Here is a 17839-nt window from a genome sequence, read left to right as displayed (position 1 = left end):
GCCACTCTCTCCTGACATGATTACCACATACTGGTAAATTTGCTTTGCATCGCTCTGCTGATGGGAATACTGTCGTCACCCATTATCGCCACCATTTTGCCGGTAAAATCCTTCTTCACTTTGTCTATCATCGAGACATTAACCACACTCGATCGATGTACTTGCCAAAACAACTCCGGATCCAGCTGAGCCAGTAGTTCCTTAAGTGACGTTCGCAGCACATACTCGACTTTGTTGCCCTGCTCTCGCTTGTATAGAGAAACGTATTTGTCTTCCGCTTTGAAGTAAAGAACCTCTGATAAAGCAATGAGATGGATCTCTTCACCTTTGCTTGCTCTAATCCAACTTAAATATTTCGGCTGAGCAGGCGCATTGAGCTGCTGAATCTGATTCAGCAAAGTGCCAAGTTCCGTCGCGGGTTCAGCTCTATGTAACCTCGCTTTCAGTTTTTCAACGCATTGAGTAAGACGAGCATCAGAAACAGGTTTAAGCAGATAATCCACCGCATTAGTTTCAAAAGCTTGGACAGCGTATTCGTCATACGCCGTCACAAACACAATATGAGGTTGGCAATCACGCTTAGAGAGCTTCTTCGCCAGTGACATACCATCCAGCCCGGGCATTTTTATATCCAGAAATACCACTTGAGGCCGATGTTGCTCGATCATTTCAAGGGCTTGCTCACCATTTACAGCCTGCCCGACAATATCGAGCTCTGGCCAATACTCAGCAAGCGCCTGATTAAGATGACGACGCAACAACGGCTCATCGTCGGCAATGACGGCGGTAAGAAGATCAGTTTGCATCCATGTTTTCCTCAAGTTTCTCCAATGAACGACGTTGTACAGACAACTGAGCAATCACACCACCCGATGCATTCTCTTTCAGCTTCAGTGACGCATGTTGACCAAACAAAGTGGTGAGCCGATGACGAATATTCTCCAGCCCAATACCTTGCCCCTCATGACTAGGCGTATCGCTAAAACCAATCCCATTGTCGATAACAGAAATGGTCACACTATCCTGATTTTCAGCAACCTCTACTGTTATTTTTCCACCGACAGAGCTGGGTTCGATGCCATGTTGTACTGCGTTCTCCACTAGCGGTTGAACCAACAGAGGCGGTATATTGAGGTCACCCAAACAATGGGCAGAGATTTCATAATTCAAGCGCTCTCCGAGGCGTATTTTTTGAATGGCAAGGTAAGCATCCACCAACTCTAGTTCGCCTTTCAAGGTCGTACTGTTCTGGCGATTTTGCTGCAACGTCCCGCGTAGTAGCTCGGTCAGTTTCTCTAGCATCAGCTTGGCAGCTTTAGTGTCGTCATCAATCAGCACCATAATGTTCGCCAATGTGTTGAACAAGAAATGAGGTTCAATTTGGCTTTGCAGCTGTTTTAGTTGGCTTAATAGTAGTGCCTTCTCTTGCTCTGTTTGAATTCGACGAGCCCGTTCGAGCTCCTTTTGAGCCTGTAATTTTTGCTCATGCATATAAAAGTAAAGCAAACACGCCGTGGAGAAGATAAACCCAAGGATAATCACTGGCTTCATCTGACTAAAGTCTGCAAACTTATCGTACCTACTCAGCCAGTAGTATGCGTTTAGTGTGCCAAATACCATTGAGCTACCAATGGCCATGATGCTGAGTTGACGCCGAGTCCAACGCTCACTCGACCACTGTAACAAGTGCGAGCTCAAAACCGCACTGTACCCGTAACCAAAGCTAATCAGAATATGCTCCCAAAATGGGCTCGGCCAAATCGTTTGTGTCACAAACGCAATAATCAAGCAAAACACCGAGGTGAAGACAAGACTTTTTAAGAAATCAACCGTACGAGTAGTAACGTCAGTCATCAAAATTTTCCTTTTAGATTTATAAAAATCATACGCTTATCAGCTAAGTTTGCATATACAGAGTCATGGCTTCCCGTCATAAAACGGGCAGCAAGTTCAACGTCGACCGAAGTCTGCCCCGAGTCATAAGCACTGTAGTTAATCCACTGTGTTGCAATCACACCGCCGTCTTGTGGCGATAATAAGAGATCAAAAGTAGGCTCTACATTCTCCAGCCATAAGGCATTTTTACTCCATTGCCACTGACTCCAGCTAGTAGGATTCAAACTCCAATGAAACATGATGTTATGCTGCACCAGATTGATATGGTTGAGCCCCTGAGCGTACGAATGTGACAGACCAGCGGTGCTGGAACTTTCTGATAAAGCAGCCGCTCTTTCCAGTCCCTGACGCCAATCCTCTTTGCTCCATGCCCGATTGTCATACCAATATTCGACAATGATTTGATTGCCGGCTTGGCTAGCCCAATTAAGCCCAACCAAACCTTGAAAGCCACTACTTTTGTTAGCCAGAATCACTGGTGAGTAGAGGCCTTGCTGCTCAAACCCTAGGTAGTCTCTCTGGTACACAAAAGAAGCGTGGTACGCCCATGACGTATCATAAACAGACACCATGGAGCCGCCAATTAAGCCTTGTCTTACATCGTCATAGTAAGCAATGCCCTGCCATTCCGTCTCGTCTGTCAGCCAGTAACGACGCAGACCAATGCCCTGTTGCTCAGTTCTTTGTTCGAGCTCGCTAGACTCTTGTTTTGTCCAACTGGAATCGCTGTAAAGCAAACTCCACTCTCCCGAAAGATCAAAATATGATGCCATTACGACACCTGCGCCCTCCTCTATCTGAATTCCCACTGGGTTACGCCGATAAGGTTTGAACAAGTCTAAGGGGCGATATCCATACCCTACTCCCCAATCAAGGCGGACTTTACCCAGCGTCATATCAAGCGGCAATACGCCTGTCTCCCAGACGCCTTGCCAAAATAGCTCCTGAACAATCAACTCACTATCAGCAGAGTCGGACGAGTTGCTTGAAGCCAGTTGACGACTTTGCGCCGCGAACAAGCCGCTCCAGTTTTGCCACTCGGCTTGCACACGAAGTAACGCGTCTAGCTGCTCAGTGTGCGACGCCGTATGCGGTTCAAACCAGACGGAGTCTCTGTGCTGATTCTGGCTACCACTGACCGTCCAGTCCCAGTTGAAACTTGGCTGAGCAAGGCCACTGCCTGAAACCATTGCCGCCAACGCAAAAATCAAACGGTAACTCACGTTACAGCTCCGACAGTGCGTTACGCGTCAAAAATGCCGGAATATAGTACTTGTCTTCGAGTTGATGAGCCGTCACTTGCTGATATTCAATCACCGTTTTCTTCGCGGGCTGAATTTTGTCAATCAAGGTCATGCTCACGACTCTTGACTGGCCATCGCGCTCACCCTGCTCAAACAATGCCTGCTTAGCCAACTTGCCAGATTTTAAGTACAAGTCGGCTTTGATCGGGAAATCGCTCTCCGATTCCAACCATAACTCGATGCGATCGTAACTCGCACCTTGAGTTACAGACTGCAGAGAAAGCTGGTTTGCCAACACTGTTCGCTCATTGATGGTCAAGGTTTCCTGAGCCGTCAGCGTCGCTCGGTAATCCTGACTCCAAGTGAGGGTAGAAACATCACCAACGGAAGCTTCACCGAGTAATTTTTGCATCGGTGTTATACGGATCGGGCGACGACTTTTAGGCATCACCAGCCAATAGTTATCTCCCAACATCAGCATCTTTTGCCCCGCTTCAACCGGTGACTTAAACACAACCAAAGACTCTCGTTCAGGGCGTGTATAAACATTGTATTGGCGTGTTTTATCCAGCTCTCCGTTTTTATACAAGGTAACGAAAGAAACCACTTTGGCGAACGCTTTATCAAGGCGATAGGCATCTGCATTTTTGACCATGGTGGCCGTGTCATTAGCGAACGCACCAATACTCAACAGACTCAATCCGATGACGATAGAAAGTGATTTAAACATAGGTCAACGCCTCCGTTATCGGCTTATTGACACCCTTTCGGGCGGATAGAAACGCAGCGAGAATGCAAATCGCCATGACACCCAATGCGCTATAACTCAGCAGCTCGGGTGAAAAATAGATATTGAGTGGATAACCGTCGGTTCGACCCGGTGGTGGTGGCATTTGCACATCCACCACCATCAGGACAATACTGGTGACGCCTGTTAAAAGCCCGCCCAAGAGTGTGCCGATACCAGCCAACAATGCAGCTTCACGAACAAAGCCCGCCACGATTTCCGCAGGATATGTGCCTAATGCGGACAAGGTTCCAATTTCTCGCGTTCTTTCCGTCACCGACATTGTCATGGTGTTAAACAGAGCAACGAACACCACCAGCGACATCACCGCCCCCATAATGCCGAAGATTCGATCGTATAAGTCTTTCACTTTGGTGTAGAAAAAGGCTCTTTGCTGCCACGGCGTGACTTCCAGTGCTTGGCGGTGTGGCAAAGAAGCGAGTTGTTCTTCCACCCAACTCTGAAGCTTCAATGTGTTCTGTGTTTCGTAAAGGAAAACCGACAAAGTACTCACTTTGTCACTCACCAATAGTTCCTGTACCGATTCAATATGCAGGTATAGCTGGCGCTTATCTAAGTCCGGTACACCCGTTGAATAGATACCATGAACTTTAAAATCGAGCGCATTCAGCGCGCCGTCGCTCGTCGTCGCAAGCACGGTGATCCAGTCACCAACTGATACGTTGAGATTACGCGCCAAATCGACGCCAAGCATCACCTCAGGCTCCAAGGATTGATACCGCGAAGAGCGAATATCAGACAAGGTTTTACCTTGACGCACGTCGAGAAACGGCCCCTTCATATCAAACTCACGTTCATTCACGCCAGTACCGACAAAAATGGTCGATTTATTGCCATTTGAGACCAGCCCTGTGAACTCAATCCTTGGCTGAATGCCTCGTATATCCGGATTCGATATCAGTTGCTTGTAGATCGCGGCGCTATCTTCCAGACCATTCGCCAATGGCATGTCTTCATCTTTCTCGAAAAATCCGGGAATACTAATTGTCAGATGGCCCGTATCCCGCGCCGTTGATTCTTGGAGTGATTCATAGGTGTAAAGCCCAAACCCACCCGCTGACGTCAAAGCAAAAACCGCAATCGTGATAATAAGAGCGGACAACACACTGCGACGACGATTTCGCAGTAAATTCAGATACGCTATGCGCACTGATTGAGGAACTAACTGGCCCATTTCATCGCCTCCTCGCTTATTCTTCCATCTACCAATGAGAGGGTGCGGTCACATTGATTCGCCATCCGCTGATCATGCGTAGCTACAATGAAGGTTGTTCCCAATTCATGCCCGAGGGTTTTCATCAGTTCAATTACCCGCTGAGCGGTATGACTATCCAGACTGGCGGTTGGCTCATCGGCAATAACCAGCTTGGGTTGATGCACTAGCGCTCGCGCAATGGCGACGCGCTGTTGTTGACCACCCGATAGATGGTCAGGTCGATGGTGAGCGCACTCTTCCAACCCCACTTTGACAAGCATTTCCATGGCGAGCCGTTGCTGCTGTTTGGCAGAGTATCCGTTCAACATTAATGGGTACGCCACGTTTTCCCACGCACTCATCACAGGGATCAAATTAAAGCGCTGGAATACAAAGCCCATGCTGGTCCTCCTCAATTGCGCCGATTGTTGTGGCTCTTTCGGGTATGCCGAACCATCGAACGTAACCAGACCTTCATACTCACTATCAAGCAAACCAAGAATATTCAGTAGCGTGCTTTTGCCAGAGCCTGACGGACCACAAAGCGCGACCATTTCACCATTACTGATTTCGCCAGTGACGTTGCTGAGTGCCTCCACTCGCTGCTGACCGAGTTGGTACTGCTTGGCTAGATTTTGAAACTGCAACATGCTCTCTCCTTAGGCGTTATTGGCCATCGCTATCGCTTGTAACGTCATCGGATGTTGGGCATTGAGCGCTGACATTTCCTGTGCCCATTTTTGTGCCTGCAAGCTGTCTTCTGCGCGAATAGCGGCCTGAATGGCGTAGATGTAAACCCAGGCAATCGCATCAAAGGATTGAGACGTAAATGCTTGTTCAGAGAGAAGCCCCGAATACAGTTCATAACCACGTTCGAAATGATTGAACATGTCGGGCAATGATGTATAGGTCGCCGCCGCAACGGCTCTTGCCAATAGTGACTCTGGCAGCCCTTGACGAATCTCTTGCAGTGGAACAGGCGTTGTATCATCCGATAGCATCTCTAACCCTTTGGCAATAGTACCGAGCCCTTGCTCGACGTATTTCATCTTGTTCCAAGGAAGAAAAGCATCGCGTCCCATCAAGGTTTGTGTGCTACCGAGATAGACCAATGTCAGAGCATCACCACCTTGTCTTTCGATCTGACCTTGCAGTTGCTCATAGACGGATTCAACCTTATCTTCATCGCCTTGAGCGGCTTGATTATATTGCTCTATTAACTTGTCACTTGGCGCTGCGACCGCTTGAGCGCTAACCAGTAAACACAGACCTAATTGATGCGTCAGTTTCATTTTGTCGTTCCTTCTTCTTAGCTGATGTTCAAAGGTTAATCAGCGATGAGCAAGGCTGCTTGGGTATGCGACGAACGGTGGTTGGAAGACGTGAATGGTAAAAATAGAGCGTGAATGGTGAGATTTTGTTCAGCCTCTGCGGCTTATCTGGAAATCAACGGCTATGATCGTTAAAGTAGCGCCATGATTAGTTATCGCATTGAAATTCAATGTGACGAGAGAGAAGAAATTATGTTTAGCGATGATCGCATCATTGATAATCTGGAAGAGCTTGAAGCTTTTCTCCTCGCTGTAGAAAGCGGCAGTTTTGGTTTGGAAGGCATTGCGGGTATCGCACTTGCGACAAACAATGCTGATGGTCGCCACTTTGTGGCAGTACTGGATGATAATCACCAACTGCTGCTAGCTCGCTGGGTGACCGACGAAATCTTCAAAACAGGTCAGGATTTAGTCCGCAACGGACCGAAGAAAAGCCATTAAAATAGCCCGCAATCGCGGGCTATTTTAATTCAGGTGTTTAAGCAGTTAGCTCAGGCCACCAAAGCACAGGTATTTCACATCCATATACTCATCAATACCTTGCTTGGCTCCTTCGCGGCCAATGCCGGATTGTTTAACTCCACCAAAAGGCGCGACTTCTGATGAGATAATCCCATCATTAATCCCAACCATTCCGTATTCAAGTGCTTCAGCCACCTTCCAGATACGACGAATGTTATCACTATAGAAGTAAGCGGCCAGACCATAGATGGTGTCGTTGGCCATCTCAATCAACTCTTCATCGCTCTCAAACGCCAAGACTGGCGCCACAGGGCCAAAAATCTCTTTGGAGACAATATCCATTTCTTGAGTCACGTTCTTCAGGATAACCGGAGCAATAAACTGTCCAGATTGAGGCACTATAGGTGAAACTGGCTGCGCCCCTTGTTCAATCGCCCCATCAATCAAACGCTCAATACCCTCTTTGGCAGCTTGGCTAATGACAGGCCCAATATTGACGCCTTCTTCCAAGCCGTTCCCAAGTTTGAGCTGTTTTACCGCTTCATCAAATTTAGCTACAAATTCATCGTATACATTGCGATGAACGTAGAAGCGATTGGCACACACGCACGTCTGGCCTGCATTACGGAATTTAGAAGCCACCGCTCCATCAACCGCAGCGTCTATGTCCGCATCATCAAATACGATGAACGGAGCGTTACCACCCAACTCCATTGAAGTGCGCTTAATATCGTGGGCACTCTGCTGCATCAAGAGACTACCGACGCGAGTTGAACCAGTAAAAGACAGCTTGCGAATCAATGGATGCGAGGTAAACAGCGCTCCAACTTCTGGTGCACTCTCCCCTACAACCACTTGCAAAACATCGCGAGGAATACCCGCCTGATAGGCCAGTTCTACTACCGCAAACGCAGACAGCGGTGTCAGTTCAGCGGGTTTCACCACAAAGCTACAGCCGGCTGCAAGTGCAGGAGCGGCTTTGCGAGTAATCATCGCTATCGGAAAATTCCACGGCGTAATCGCACTCGCGACACCGACGGGCTGCTTAATAGTCACCATACGCTTGTCCGGCGTTGGCGCTGGAATGGTTTCACCGTAAGTGCGTTTTGCTTCTTCAGCGAACCACTCAACAAAGCTCGCGCCATAGAGCACTTCACCTTTCGCTTCCGCTAGTGGCTTGCCTTGTTCTAGGGTCATTAAACGACTGAGGTCATCTTGGTTTTCAACCAGTAATCGAAACCAACCTTGCAGGATGACAGCTCGCTGCTTGCCAGTCAGCTTGGCCCACTCTTTCTGAGCATTGTGAGCCCGAACAATTCCCTGTTCGATTTCCTCCTGAGTGGAAATCGGTACATAACCCAGCAGCTCTTGCGTCGCGGGGTTGTAAACCGCAACACTTCTGTCCTGATCCGACACCATGAAAGACACTAAACTCTGATTACCTATTTGCTGCATTGTGATTACCTTGTTCTTCGCCTATTGCTGAACCCTGCACGCTATTCCTAAAAAGCCTGATTGGAGAAGCGAGAGTATTGTAACGTATCCGCCACCTCTTGAGCTTTAGATTGAGAGCTCATTAAATGTAGCAGCTTTAACGCAGCTTGATAGCTAACCAAACTGCCATTGGATGTAAGTACATTACCATCCACAACATAATTTTTATCGCTCAGTACCTTAACTTCTGGATAGTCACTTTGAAAATCACCCTCACCTCCTGCCCATGTCGTCGCTTGCTTGCCATTTAATACACCAGCTTCAGCTAACAAATACGCCCCTGAGCAATTGCTTGCCATCCATTCTGCGTTTTTGGCGGTAGAGGAAATATAGTTAATCAAAGCCTTATTGTTGATCAATGGATCCATGTCGTAGCTCGACGTGAGTATTAATACATCAAGCTTAGGGGACTCTCCAATCCAAGTGTCCACCCCCAGCTTTAATCCTTCTTCTGTTGTCACTGTAGTCGTATTCGTAACGGAAACCGTCACTACATCATAGTCACTGAACCAGGTTAATCGGTCAGCAACCCCAAATACTTCCAGTGGTCCTGTCACATCTGATGTGAGAACACCATCATAGACCAAGATACCAATCTTCTTGTCTGCTGCCGACGCGGTTGGCACCAATACAATTAAGGCAAGAATCAGTGTACATAGTGCCGCCATGCGGACTTTAAGTTTTCCAATCATTATTGTTTACTCCACTGTTGAAACAAAATAGTTATCACTATCTTATCGGGCATCTTTAATGATTGAAGTGGCATGCTTACATATCTATAGTGAATAATATTCACGAATAAATAATGGAGTTGGCATGGATAAACTACGCTCGTTACGGTTTTTCATTGCAACGTTAGACACAGGAAGCTTCGCGGCAGCAGCGACAAAGTACGGCAGCGACCCATCGACCATCAGTAAAGCCGTGCATAGGTTGGAGTCCGAACTTGGCGTACAGTTATTTCTCCGCTCAACCCGGCGACTTAAGTTAACACTTGCTGGCCAGCAGTATGAACAAACCGCAAGACGAGTTATTGAGGAACTCAGTACTTGTGAAAAAGATTTAAAACATGCAAACAGTTCACCATCAGGTACATTAAAACTTAACCTGCCTGTTTCTTATGGGCGCCGTTATATCCAGCCTTTGCTCAAAGAGTTTCGTCGTCAATACCCAAGTATTGACTTAGACATCTGCTACGATGACTCTTACGTTGATATGATTGATCAAAGCGTTGATATATCAATTAGGTCAGGTGTTGTACAAGATCGGCAGCTGATCGCTCGACAACTGAGTCCTATCGATTACTTGATTTGTGCGAGCAAAGAATACCTTGAGCAATACGGTGCACCCAGAGGACCGGAGGAATTTCACCAACACACTTGGATACGCTTTCGCTTTAGACAAACCGGAAAATTACTCGGGCTGAGACTTGCTACCACTGAACATACTCACCGAATCGAAACAGCCAGGAGCATTGTCGTTAATGATGGTGAATCAATGGCAGAGCTTTGTGCTCAAGGGTTAGGGCTCACCCAAATTCCTCATTTTATCGCCCGAGACTGGCTTAAAAGTGAAGAGTTAGTTCCTATTTTTCCCAGCTTTCGCCCACAAAACGAAGGCGTTTACCTTCTCTACCATCAACGTGAATATATGCCTTTACGAGTAAAGCTCTTCGTAGACTTTGTCGTTGATGCAATACAGTCTCAAGCAGAAACGCCACGGCACACTTGGGTAAGTCACCTAGAGATTAAACTCCCCACATAGCGCAATACCTTCGCTTTCATGATTTAAAACACTATCAAGACCTGCAATTATCAGCGCCAGACTTTATAAAACCAATAAATAAAAAATCATCTGTTCACACTGGATGACTGCTATCTCTGAACATTATTACGGCAAATGGTCCTGATAAGCGTTTATTATTTTTCAGCTCTTTATCTCACGGCTATACAAATCCGATATATGTGGTGGAACAACGTAAGAGATAGTTTTAATTACGTGGCTTGATACCGTGTTCTTACCTGACGCCTTAGACTGATACATTGCTTTATCGGCTATTTTTATCATATGTCGCAAGATATTTTGTATGCTTTCTTTATCGGATTGACATAAAGCCAACTCTTGATAGTTGATAGAAGACACGCCAATACTCACGGTTAGTGCATAGGGTTCAACAAACTGTTTTTGTATGGTAGATCGAATTCTTTCCGCCCCTTGCTTTGCTTGATCCAGATCGGCATCCAGCATAAGTACCATAAACTCATCCCCACCTAGCCGAGCACACGCATCCGTTGTTCTCTGTGCCCTTTTAATTGAATCCGCAATGATAATAAGAAATTCATCGCCAACAAGATGACCATATTTGTCATTAATCGCCTTGAAGTTATCGACGTCTATGACAGCAATACTAAGTGGTAACTTTTTGCGCTTGCATAAGGCTAATAATTCTTCAAATTTCTTTTCCAGCCCATTACGATTTAGGAGCTTAGTCATGTGATCTTGTAAATTCATTTTTTCAAGCTGTGCATTCGCTTTTTTGAGCTGCTCATTCGCTTCTTTGAGTTGCTCTTCAGCTAGCTTGATTTGAGTGACATCGGTGTGAGCTCCAAGCATTCTGATGACTTTACCTGTCTCATCACGTATTCCAACACCACGACATCGAACCCAAATGGTTGAGCCATCTTTATGTTGATACCGTACAACTTGATCGTAAGAGTGTTCAGGGTTTTCACAATGCTTTTGAAAATTGACGATGGCCGTTTCTAGATCTTCAGAATTAATAATGTCTTGCCATTCAGAGGCCAGATGCTCCATTTCTTGAGGGTCATAGCCAAGTAACTCCCAGAAGCCAGGGCTCATCCATTCATTATTGCCATCGACCGTATCCCAATACCAAATACCATCTAGGGCATACTGATATATGAACTCAAAGATGGAGTCATCTTTGGATACGAGATTGTATAATTCTGACTTCAGGTAGTTTGTCTCTTCCATAAGATATCCTGACGAGTATCAACCATAATTTTGTCGTTGTTACAAGTATAGACAACCCACAGAAAACAAATAACCCTGACGCATTATTACAATCAGACCCATTCATATAGATAAATCAAAGCGCTAAATAGCTAGCCTCTTTATCTTGCTATTTTCTAACTTTGACAAAAAGAGTCAGCCTAGCGGTCTGACTCTTTTGAATAGAAACAGGATTTATCTTTAGAAAACTTCAGGATACTGTACTAAGTGACATTCGCTTATTACTTCGGCTGATGACCACTCTGCCTCGCAAACTTTTGCATTGCTTCGGCAAACGTTGTTGTTTTGCCTTTAGCCTGAACCTGCATTACTTGATAGCCCATCTTTTCCAACGCTTGGCGCTCAGCTAACACAGCCTTATCATCTTGATGGCTACCTTGGGCAGGCTGATGAATGTAGCACCCTTCTAGTAGTGGGCCATCTTCGACCAGCTGGTGATGCCTCAATGCATCAATATCAAAATTCATAATCAGTCTTTTTCATTACAATGGAGAGGTTTTTGGTCAATTACATTCGCTTTAAGGGCTTTACCACACTGTCTAACCCTTCGATTTTCAACGCCAGACAAAGTTGCAATAGCTGCCCAAGTTCACCACTCGGCCAGCCTTTTTTATCGAACCACAGCAAATACTCTTCAGGGAGGTCGATTAGAGCACGCCCAGCATATTTGCCAAATGGCATCTGGACGCGGGCTAATTTTATAAGGTTTTCTTTTTCTAGCATGATGGTAGGGCTGCTCAGAACTCATTCTGAGCTTAGGGTATCATTGAAACCGCTTGTCGTACAAAGCGCGATCACCATTAACTAACATTATGCTTAATTCACCGTGTGAGCGTATTCGACCACGATTTGATTACCTTCGATGTAAGCATTCTGAATTTCGCCATCAACACTCATGCGACTTTGAAGGTAGACCACCTTAGGTCCATTTTCATTAGCTTCCTTGAGGGAAGGAAAAATCTGTTTCGCATCTAGGTGAAGCAATCGACAAAAATGGCTAATAAACGACATAGTCAAAGGCTCTTCTCCGCGCAACAACTGCGAAAAGTTCAATTGGCTGATCCCTAACTTTTTAGCAAACTCCATTTGTGTGAGACGCATTTTAGATTTCTGAGACATCCACGTGTTGTACAGCGCCTCTCTATCCTTCTCAGTAAATTCCATTGGTGAATCCTTGTATTGCTTAATGAGGGGGATTCTGTGCACTTTCTTTCTCGGAGATGTCAGCAAGGCGTTAACGTTAGTTAAAAGTTTGGTTGGCTCGACACGCACCGCTCTTGAAAGCATAGCGACTTTGATGGTTAGTCATTGACTTAGACATAACTAACAAGGCAATGATTAACTCCAGTAATAAATCAACAGTAAAACCAGTTGTAGGTTTATTAATGGATATTCTTCCATGAATCTATTCGGGACTACCCTTCCAAAATAATAACAACCAGTTGCCAATATTAAATTTTTTTCGTTAGATCTTCACTTAATTAGCAATATAAAATAATGGCATTATCATATGTTATTTTTATATTTTAGTGGGCAAATAATAATTAATTCTATCTGGTGTAAATATTGAGGGAAGATATGAACATAAGCGATTTTAGCTATGATAGAGCTTCCAAGGTATTTCATTGGCTGATGGCTATCATCATCTTATACACAACAATAGCAGGCTATGGGATGCACTTCACGACTGTAGGCTCACCGACATTTAATTTCTTATCGACATTAAATATGTCTCTCGCCACTATTGCCGTTCCAGTGTTTTTAGCCCGATGGGTTTGGAAATATTTTAGACCAAGCTTTAATGATGAACTAAACACCTCAAGCTTTCAGAAAAATATGGCTAAGCTGATACATTCATTAATGTATTTCACAATGTTTGGAGTATTTACCTCAGGCTTTCTTATGTTAGAGCACCCTTATTATTTTTTCTGGGTTATTGAAATTAATCACTTCATTACCGAACCCGAGGTAAGCTCATTTTTCTTTAAAGTACACCGATTCTCCTGCCTTATTCTTGCCTCATTAGTCACGCTTCATATCCTTGCCGTGATTCATCACCATGTCATTAGAAAAAACAAGATTCTCAAATTGATGATCTAAAGCGAACTAAAAAGCGGATGCTGCACACATCCGCTTCTCAATCAGAACCAACTTGAGATCAAACGTTTAAACCAATCGAGTACTTTTTTAAACAAGCTTCCCTCGTCCATATCCGTTTGGGCGACAAGGTCCACCGTAGCGACGTCCTCTCCTTCAACTCCGTAGATTATCTTACCGACTTTTTCTCCAGAACGAATAGGAGCCACCAACTCACGATCAAACTCTACTTCCGCCGTAAGTTTGCCTGCACTACCTTTTGGCAAGGTCATATAGATGTCTTGTTCCACACCCACACTCAACTTATCTTGTTCACCCATCCAGACTTTTGCTTCCGTAACGATATCACCCGCTTTCGTCGGTGATACTGTCTCGAAGAATCGAAAGCCATAGCTTAACAATTGCTTGCTTTCTGATTCACGACTTTTAGTGCTACTTGCACCCATCACAACAGCAATCAAACGCATATCCCCGTTAGTCGCTGAAGTAGCCAAACTGTAACCAGCCCCACTGGTATAGCCGGTTTTCATACCATCAACATTCATACTGCGATCTCGCAGTAAACCATTTCGATTGTATTGGGTAATACCATTGTATGTGTATGAGGTTTCGCTGTAGAGAGGGTAGATATCCGGTAAATCACGAATAATCGCTTGGCCTAATCTAGCGATATCCAACGGTGTCGAGTATAGGCCGTTACTGTCCAAACCGTGTGGATTAGTGTAAGCAGTATTCTCTAGGCCAAGCTTTTCAGCCCACGAATTCATCAGGTTGACAAAGGCATCTTCACTTCCAGCGACGTACTCTGCAATCGCCACGCTGGCATCATTACCCGATTGCACGATCAGACCTCGATACAAATCTATGAGCGGAACAGTAGTACCTACTTCGATGAACATCTTTGATGAATCAGGGAAGTTTTTCGCCCAAGCATTTTTACTGATCACAACTTGATCATCTAGCGTGATATTACCTGCTTTAACTTCCTGCCCAGCTACATAAGCGGTCATGAGTTTAGTTAAGCTGGCCGGATTTAACTTAATTTTCGCATTTTTTTCGACCAATACTTGCCCGGTGTTATAGTCAATAAGAACATACCCTTTTGCCCCTAGTGTAGGGGGATCAGGAATAATGCTTGGTGCAGCAAGTGCACTCAATGACACAGCAATTGAGGAAAGAAGGGCTGCTTTGAGGAGAAACGTTTTTTTCATGGGACGTTACCAACTTAAGTCACAATTAGAGTTTTTATATTGATCCGAATATAAACAAACCGCAATGATATTTATTTGCTTTGTAATCAATCGTTACTCTTATTAGAAAGTTTTATTAAATTATGAGAGTTTGACTCCACATACCGGAAAGTTAATACAAAAAAGCCAGTGTTCACAACACTGGCTTTATCAATTTGGCCGAGATTAACGATTATGCCTGTGCTCCCTGCACCTTCTTCGGATTAGGTGTAATGCTGTCTCGATAGCTGAACCACAAGTAAGTCACTACTAAAGAGAAGAACAGGTACGACAATGCAAATACTAGTGGTGAGGTTATTAACTCTTCCGACATGCTCCAGCTCACACCGACCACGGTAATAGTTAACTTAGAAAGCATGCCACAAATAAGTAGCAACAGCGCTAGCTGAGGGAAACGCGTCGTTCTGAATGCAAACCAGTAACAACTACCTACCGCTAGAGCAGAGATAGACAGACCTAACATGAAAGAGTGAAGGTGATCAGCGGATAGTACACCTGCTGATATTGACGCCATTATTATCAGAAATAGTTTCATCATTGCCTCGCTTTTTAAACTTGGAAAAAGCTTCCTTTCATTTTTGCAAACTCATTTTGTGCATATTTTCGCCTATCCAATACGAATTACAACCCCTAAAATGATACATTTTTTGTACAGCTGATGGCTCTGTGACATATGTAAAATAGTGGTTAAAAAAACAATAAGTAAGGTTCCTTGCTACTCAAGCCCAAAGCACACAATTTAAGCCAAAAGAGAAATAAAGAGTTACATTTAAGCAACAATATTTACATCTATATTCATTGGTAATTTTGTGATCAGATGCATTTTTAGCCATCGATTGAGTCGTAAAATGGGCTGCTGAAACCTAAGTTTTCACTTTTCAAATTCACTATCTTTTGAAATATCAAAAAGAGTGTGACTCTAGCCACTGTTCGGTAGATTTAGACTCGAATAGACCATAGGGCTTTGTTACCTTTGCGCGCATTCAATATTTCGTACTACATACCATGCCTTCAGAGTACAGAATCAAAAAGATCGTTGAGATCGGCGACACCCTACATCGCAGTGGCTGCGCGCCATATAAATTAGAAAAATATACCCAATTTTATGCCCGTAAACATGGCGTAGATGTCATGATTCAGGCCACACCGACAACGGTCAATTATCAATTCCCTGACGATAACAATGCGGTGGTCATGAAACGGCACCAGCCGGCGTCCATTAACCTTAGTTTGCTGGCAAATACTATTATTCGGATTAATCAGCCAAGTAAAGAGCCTGTCCCGGAGCCCGTAGGTTACCCTAAATGGGTGACTGCTTTGGCGAATATGGGTATTCCTCCTGCGTACCTTATGCTGGTTGGCAGTACATTAGAGGCCGTGTATATATCCATTTTTCTTGGCTTCCTGGCGTGGTTGGCACAACAAGTTTGTAAAGCAAGGCGCTCTATAGCTGTTGAGTTTGTTGCTGCGTTGGTCACAGGCATCTTGGTGGCGTTTTTTGCCAGTACAAGTTCCGATCTTCCAGTCTGGGCTCTATGTATCGCAGCCATCGTTCTCTTCGTGCCTGGCTTGTCGATTGCTAACTCACTTGAATGTCTCGCTTTCAATGATTTAGTCTCCGGCACCAGTTTACTGGGGCAAAGCTCACTCACTCTTATCAAGCTCTTTGTCGGTATTATCATGGGCTTGAATATAGGTGAGTCCATTTGGGGGCAAGCAGATGTCACTGCTTATATTAATGAGATACCCACTTGGCTCCATATTTCAGGTTTGTTTCTGATTTCAGTCTCTCTTGGCATCATTTTTAACGCCAGACCAACAGACATTTTATTGGGTTTACCCGTGGCGGTGTTAGGGATGTGGGGGCCATTCTATCTAGGGTTTGAAAGCGGGTGGGTCGTCGGCACATGGATAACCACCGTTTTGATTACCTTATATGGTACATGGGTAGCAAAGAAAATGGACTTAACCGGATCCATCTACATTGTGCAAGGGATCATTATTCTCGTACCAGGAAGTCGAGTCCTTGTCAGTGCGGGGCAATCCGTGTTTGAACAATCTATTTTGCCTATTCCAAGTATTGGCCTTTCTGCACTGTTCATGTTTTCAGCTATTGTCGCGGGGCAGGTCACCGCTTACTCAATTTACTCTCCAAAAATCGAACGTTAACTCTTAAAGAGCCCTATTCAAAAATGACTTTTAAGCCGCTTTTGAATAGGGCTCTTTACCCTTATGTTTCGTCTTACGTGAGAAGCTCCCTTTTCCTTTTTTCGCTTGTTCAACTCGTGTTTTAAAAAGTGGACTAGTAACGACTGCTTTTAGTGCATTGTCTTTTATTTCGCCTCGTCCGACCTCTAAATGCGCCTGAAGCGACTCATTCGGCAAATTATTTTTTCTGGATCTCTTGCCCATAACTTTGTCCTATCGATGTTTTATAAATAACTAGATACTGATGACAACCCACTCACCAAACCTGAATTTAGCAGGATAAATCACCATACAAAAGAATGTTACACTATCTACAGCCTAATCAGTAATATTTTCGAAACTCTACCTAGCGCAAATTTTGGATGAAAAGACCTTGGTAACTGAAAAGTATCATATGAATTTTATTGACTTAGTTCCACTTAGCTTTAGACTGGATGGCAGCTAGAAAACGGTTCTTGTTTTTATTTCGCCGTTTCGTTGGATTTCTTGTATCTCTTCCGTAACGTCGTGCGCAATAGCAATCTCCTTTTCCACGCTATCGTTGCCGTCATGGCTTTTACAAAGATTTATCAAGGATACATATTATGTCTAATACTGTTACTGGTACAGTTAAATGGTTCAACGAAACTAAAGGTTTTGGTTTCATCCAACAAGAAAACGGCCCTGACGTTTTCGCTCACTTCTCTGCAATCACTGGTGACGGCTTCCGTACTCTAGTTGAAGGTCAAAAAGTTGAGTTCACTGTATCTCAAGGCCAAAAAGGTCCTCAAGCTGAGAACATCAAACTAGTTTAATTTTAAACTGGAATAGATTTACAATAG

21 protein-coding genes are annotated in these 17839 nt (G+C 44.6%); 5 read left to right on the top strand and 16 right to left on the bottom strand.

Annotation, left to right across the window (positions count from 1 at the left end):
- Positions 1 to 20: 20 nt before the first annotated feature.
- From L1D15_RS01605 to L1D15_RS01575, 7 genes are read right to left on the bottom strand one after another with little or no spacing between them, the layout of a single operon-like run.
- The gene (locus L1D15_RS01605) at positions 21 to 806 is read right to left on the bottom strand and encodes a LytTR family DNA-binding domain-containing protein (RefSeq protein ID WP_239874452.1); all 786 of its coding nucleotides are present in this window, start codon (positions 804 to 806) and stop codon (positions 21 to 23) included.
- Entirely contained in the window at positions 796 to 1854 is a 1059-nt protein-coding gene (locus tag L1D15_RS01600) for a histidine kinase (RefSeq protein ID WP_239874451.1), read from the bottom strand. The genes L1D15_RS01605 and L1D15_RS01600 overlap by 11 nt, the downstream gene beginning before the upstream one ends.
- Positions 1854 to 3086: a hypothetical protein gene (locus tag L1D15_RS01595; protein ID WP_239875100.1), complete on the bottom strand. Its 1233-nt coding sequence runs from the start codon at positions 3084 to 3086 to the stop codon at positions 1854 to 1856. Before L1D15_RS01595 ends, L1D15_RS01600 begins: the two co-directional genes overlap by 1 nt.
- A gap of 34 nt (positions 3087 to 3120) precedes the next feature.
- Positions 3121 to 3870, bottom strand: coding sequence for an outer membrane lipoprotein-sorting protein (locus L1D15_RS01590; protein WP_239874450.1), 750 nt, complete (start codon positions 3868 to 3870; stop codon positions 3121 to 3123).
- Complete coding sequence (locus tag L1D15_RS01585; RefSeq protein ID WP_239874449.1) at positions 3863 to 5122, bottom strand: FtsX-like permease family protein; 1260 nt, start codon at positions 5120 to 5122, stop codon at positions 3863 to 3865. Before L1D15_RS01585 ends, L1D15_RS01590 begins: the two co-directional genes overlap by 8 nt.
- Positions 5110 to 5793 carry an ABC transporter ATP-binding protein gene (locus L1D15_RS01580; RefSeq protein WP_239874448.1) on the bottom strand — a complete coding sequence of 228 codons (684 nt, stop codon included), beginning with the start codon at positions 5791 to 5793 and terminating at the stop codon, positions 5110 to 5112. Before L1D15_RS01580 ends, L1D15_RS01585 begins: the two co-directional genes overlap by 13 nt.
- Before the next feature lie 9 nt (positions 5794 to 5802).
- Complete coding sequence (locus L1D15_RS01575; RefSeq protein ID WP_239874447.1) at positions 5803 to 6435, bottom strand: hypothetical protein; 633 nt, start codon at positions 6433 to 6435, stop codon at positions 5803 to 5805.
- A gap of 231 nt (positions 6436 to 6666) precedes the next feature.
- Between L1D15_RS01575 and L1D15_RS01570 the strand changes: the two genes are divergently transcribed.
- Positions 6667 to 6915: a hypothetical protein gene (locus L1D15_RS01570; RefSeq protein ID WP_239836360.1), complete on the top strand. Its 249-nt coding sequence runs from the start codon at positions 6667 to 6669 to the stop codon at positions 6913 to 6915.
- A 45-nt stretch (positions 6916 to 6960) separates the two neighbouring features.
- On the opposite strand, the gene L1D15_RS01565 is transcribed toward L1D15_RS01570, so the two are convergent.
- Positions 6961 to 8391, bottom strand: a complete 1431-nt coding sequence (locus tag L1D15_RS01565) for an NAD-dependent succinate-semialdehyde dehydrogenase (RefSeq protein ID WP_239874446.1) — start codon at positions 8389 to 8391, stop codon at positions 6961 to 6963.
- 47 nt (positions 8392 to 8438) lie between these two features.
- Positions 8439 to 9098 carry a DJ-1/PfpI family protein gene (locus tag L1D15_RS01560; RefSeq protein WP_345779244.1) on the bottom strand — a complete coding sequence of 220 codons (660 nt, stop codon included), beginning with the start codon at positions 9096 to 9098 and terminating at the stop codon, positions 8439 to 8441.
- A gap of 148 nt (positions 9099 to 9246) precedes the next feature.
- On the opposite strand from L1D15_RS01560, the gene L1D15_RS01555 reads away from it, so the two are divergent.
- Positions 9247 to 10194, top strand: a complete 948-nt coding sequence (locus tag L1D15_RS01555) for a LysR family transcriptional regulator (RefSeq protein WP_239874444.1) — start codon at positions 9247 to 9249, stop codon at positions 10192 to 10194.
- A 162-nt stretch (positions 10195 to 10356) separates the two neighbouring features.
- Here L1D15_RS01555 and L1D15_RS01550 read toward each other — a convergent pair whose 3' ends face one another.
- The 4 genes from L1D15_RS01550 to L1D15_RS01535 all read right to left on the bottom strand — a co-directional run bounded on the left by L1D15_RS01550 (position 10357) and on the right by L1D15_RS01535 (position 12627).
- Positions 10357 to 11424, bottom strand: coding sequence for a sensor domain-containing diguanylate cyclase (locus tag L1D15_RS01550; RefSeq protein ID WP_239874443.1), 1068 nt, complete (start codon positions 11422 to 11424; stop codon positions 10357 to 10359).
- A 260-nt stretch (positions 11425 to 11684) separates the two neighbouring features.
- Complete coding sequence (locus L1D15_RS01545; RefSeq protein ID WP_239874442.1) at positions 11685 to 11930, bottom strand: hypothetical protein; 246 nt, start codon at positions 11928 to 11930, stop codon at positions 11685 to 11687.
- A gap of 40 nt (positions 11931 to 11970) precedes the next feature.
- Complete coding sequence (locus L1D15_RS01540) at positions 11971 to 12186, bottom strand: DUF3820 family protein (RefSeq protein ID WP_239835444.1); 216 nt, start codon at positions 12184 to 12186, stop codon at positions 11971 to 11973.
- Positions 12187 to 12279: 93 nt separating this feature from the next.
- Positions 12280 to 12627 carry a helix-turn-helix transcriptional regulator gene (locus tag L1D15_RS01535; RefSeq protein WP_239835445.1) on the bottom strand — a complete coding sequence of 116 codons (348 nt, stop codon included), beginning with the start codon at positions 12625 to 12627 and terminating at the stop codon, positions 12280 to 12282.
- A 414-nt stretch (positions 12628 to 13041) separates the two neighbouring features.
- On the opposite strand from L1D15_RS01535, the gene L1D15_RS01530 reads away from it, so the two are divergent.
- Entirely contained in the window at positions 13042 to 13563 is a 522-nt protein-coding gene (locus L1D15_RS01530) for a cytochrome b/b6 domain-containing protein (RefSeq protein WP_239863737.1), read from the top strand.
- A 41-nt stretch (positions 13564 to 13604) separates the two neighbouring features.
- Here the strand turns inward: L1D15_RS01530 and L1D15_RS01525 are convergent, their stop codons facing one another.
- Both L1D15_RS01525 and L1D15_RS01520 read right to left on the bottom strand, forming a co-directional pair.
- Complete coding sequence (locus L1D15_RS01525) at positions 13605 to 14771, bottom strand: D-alanyl-D-alanine carboxypeptidase family protein (RefSeq protein WP_239874441.1); 1167 nt, start codon at positions 14769 to 14771, stop codon at positions 13605 to 13607.
- A gap of 211 nt (positions 14772 to 14982) precedes the next feature.
- Positions 14983 to 15345 (bottom strand): NADH:ubiquinone oxidoreductase, encoded by a 363-nt coding sequence (locus L1D15_RS01520; RefSeq protein WP_239836361.1) that lies wholly within the window; start codon positions 15343 to 15345, stop codon positions 14983 to 14985.
- Positions 15346 to 15815: 470 nt separating this feature from the next.
- Between L1D15_RS01520 and L1D15_RS01515 the strand changes: the two genes are divergently transcribed.
- Positions 15816 to 16979 carry a threonine/serine exporter family protein gene (locus L1D15_RS01515; RefSeq protein WP_239835448.1) on the top strand — a complete coding sequence of 388 codons (1164 nt, stop codon included), beginning with the start codon at positions 15816 to 15818 and terminating at the stop codon, positions 16977 to 16979.
- A gap of 30 nt (positions 16980 to 17009) precedes the next feature.
- Here L1D15_RS01515 and L1D15_RS01510 read toward each other — a convergent pair whose 3' ends face one another.
- Entirely contained in the window at positions 17010 to 17222 is a 213-nt protein-coding gene (locus tag L1D15_RS01510) for a ribosome alternative rescue factor ArfA (RefSeq protein WP_239835449.1), read from the bottom strand.
- Positions 17223 to 17602: 380 nt separating this feature from the next.
- On the opposite strand from L1D15_RS01510, the gene L1D15_RS01505 reads away from it, so the two are divergent.
- Positions 17603 to 17812, top strand: a complete 210-nt coding sequence (locus L1D15_RS01505; protein WP_006960450.1) for a cold-shock protein — start codon at positions 17603 to 17605, stop codon at positions 17810 to 17812.
- Positions 17813 to 17839: the final 27 nt, after the last annotated feature.

This window comes from Vibrio sp. Isolate25 (assembly GCF_022398025.1).
Lineage (GTDB): Bacteria > Pseudomonadota > Gammaproteobacteria > Enterobacterales > Vibrionaceae > Vibrio > Vibrio coralliilyticus_A.
Note: the sequence above shows the minus strand (reverse complement) of the source record. Positions and strands in the feature narration are given on the sequence as shown.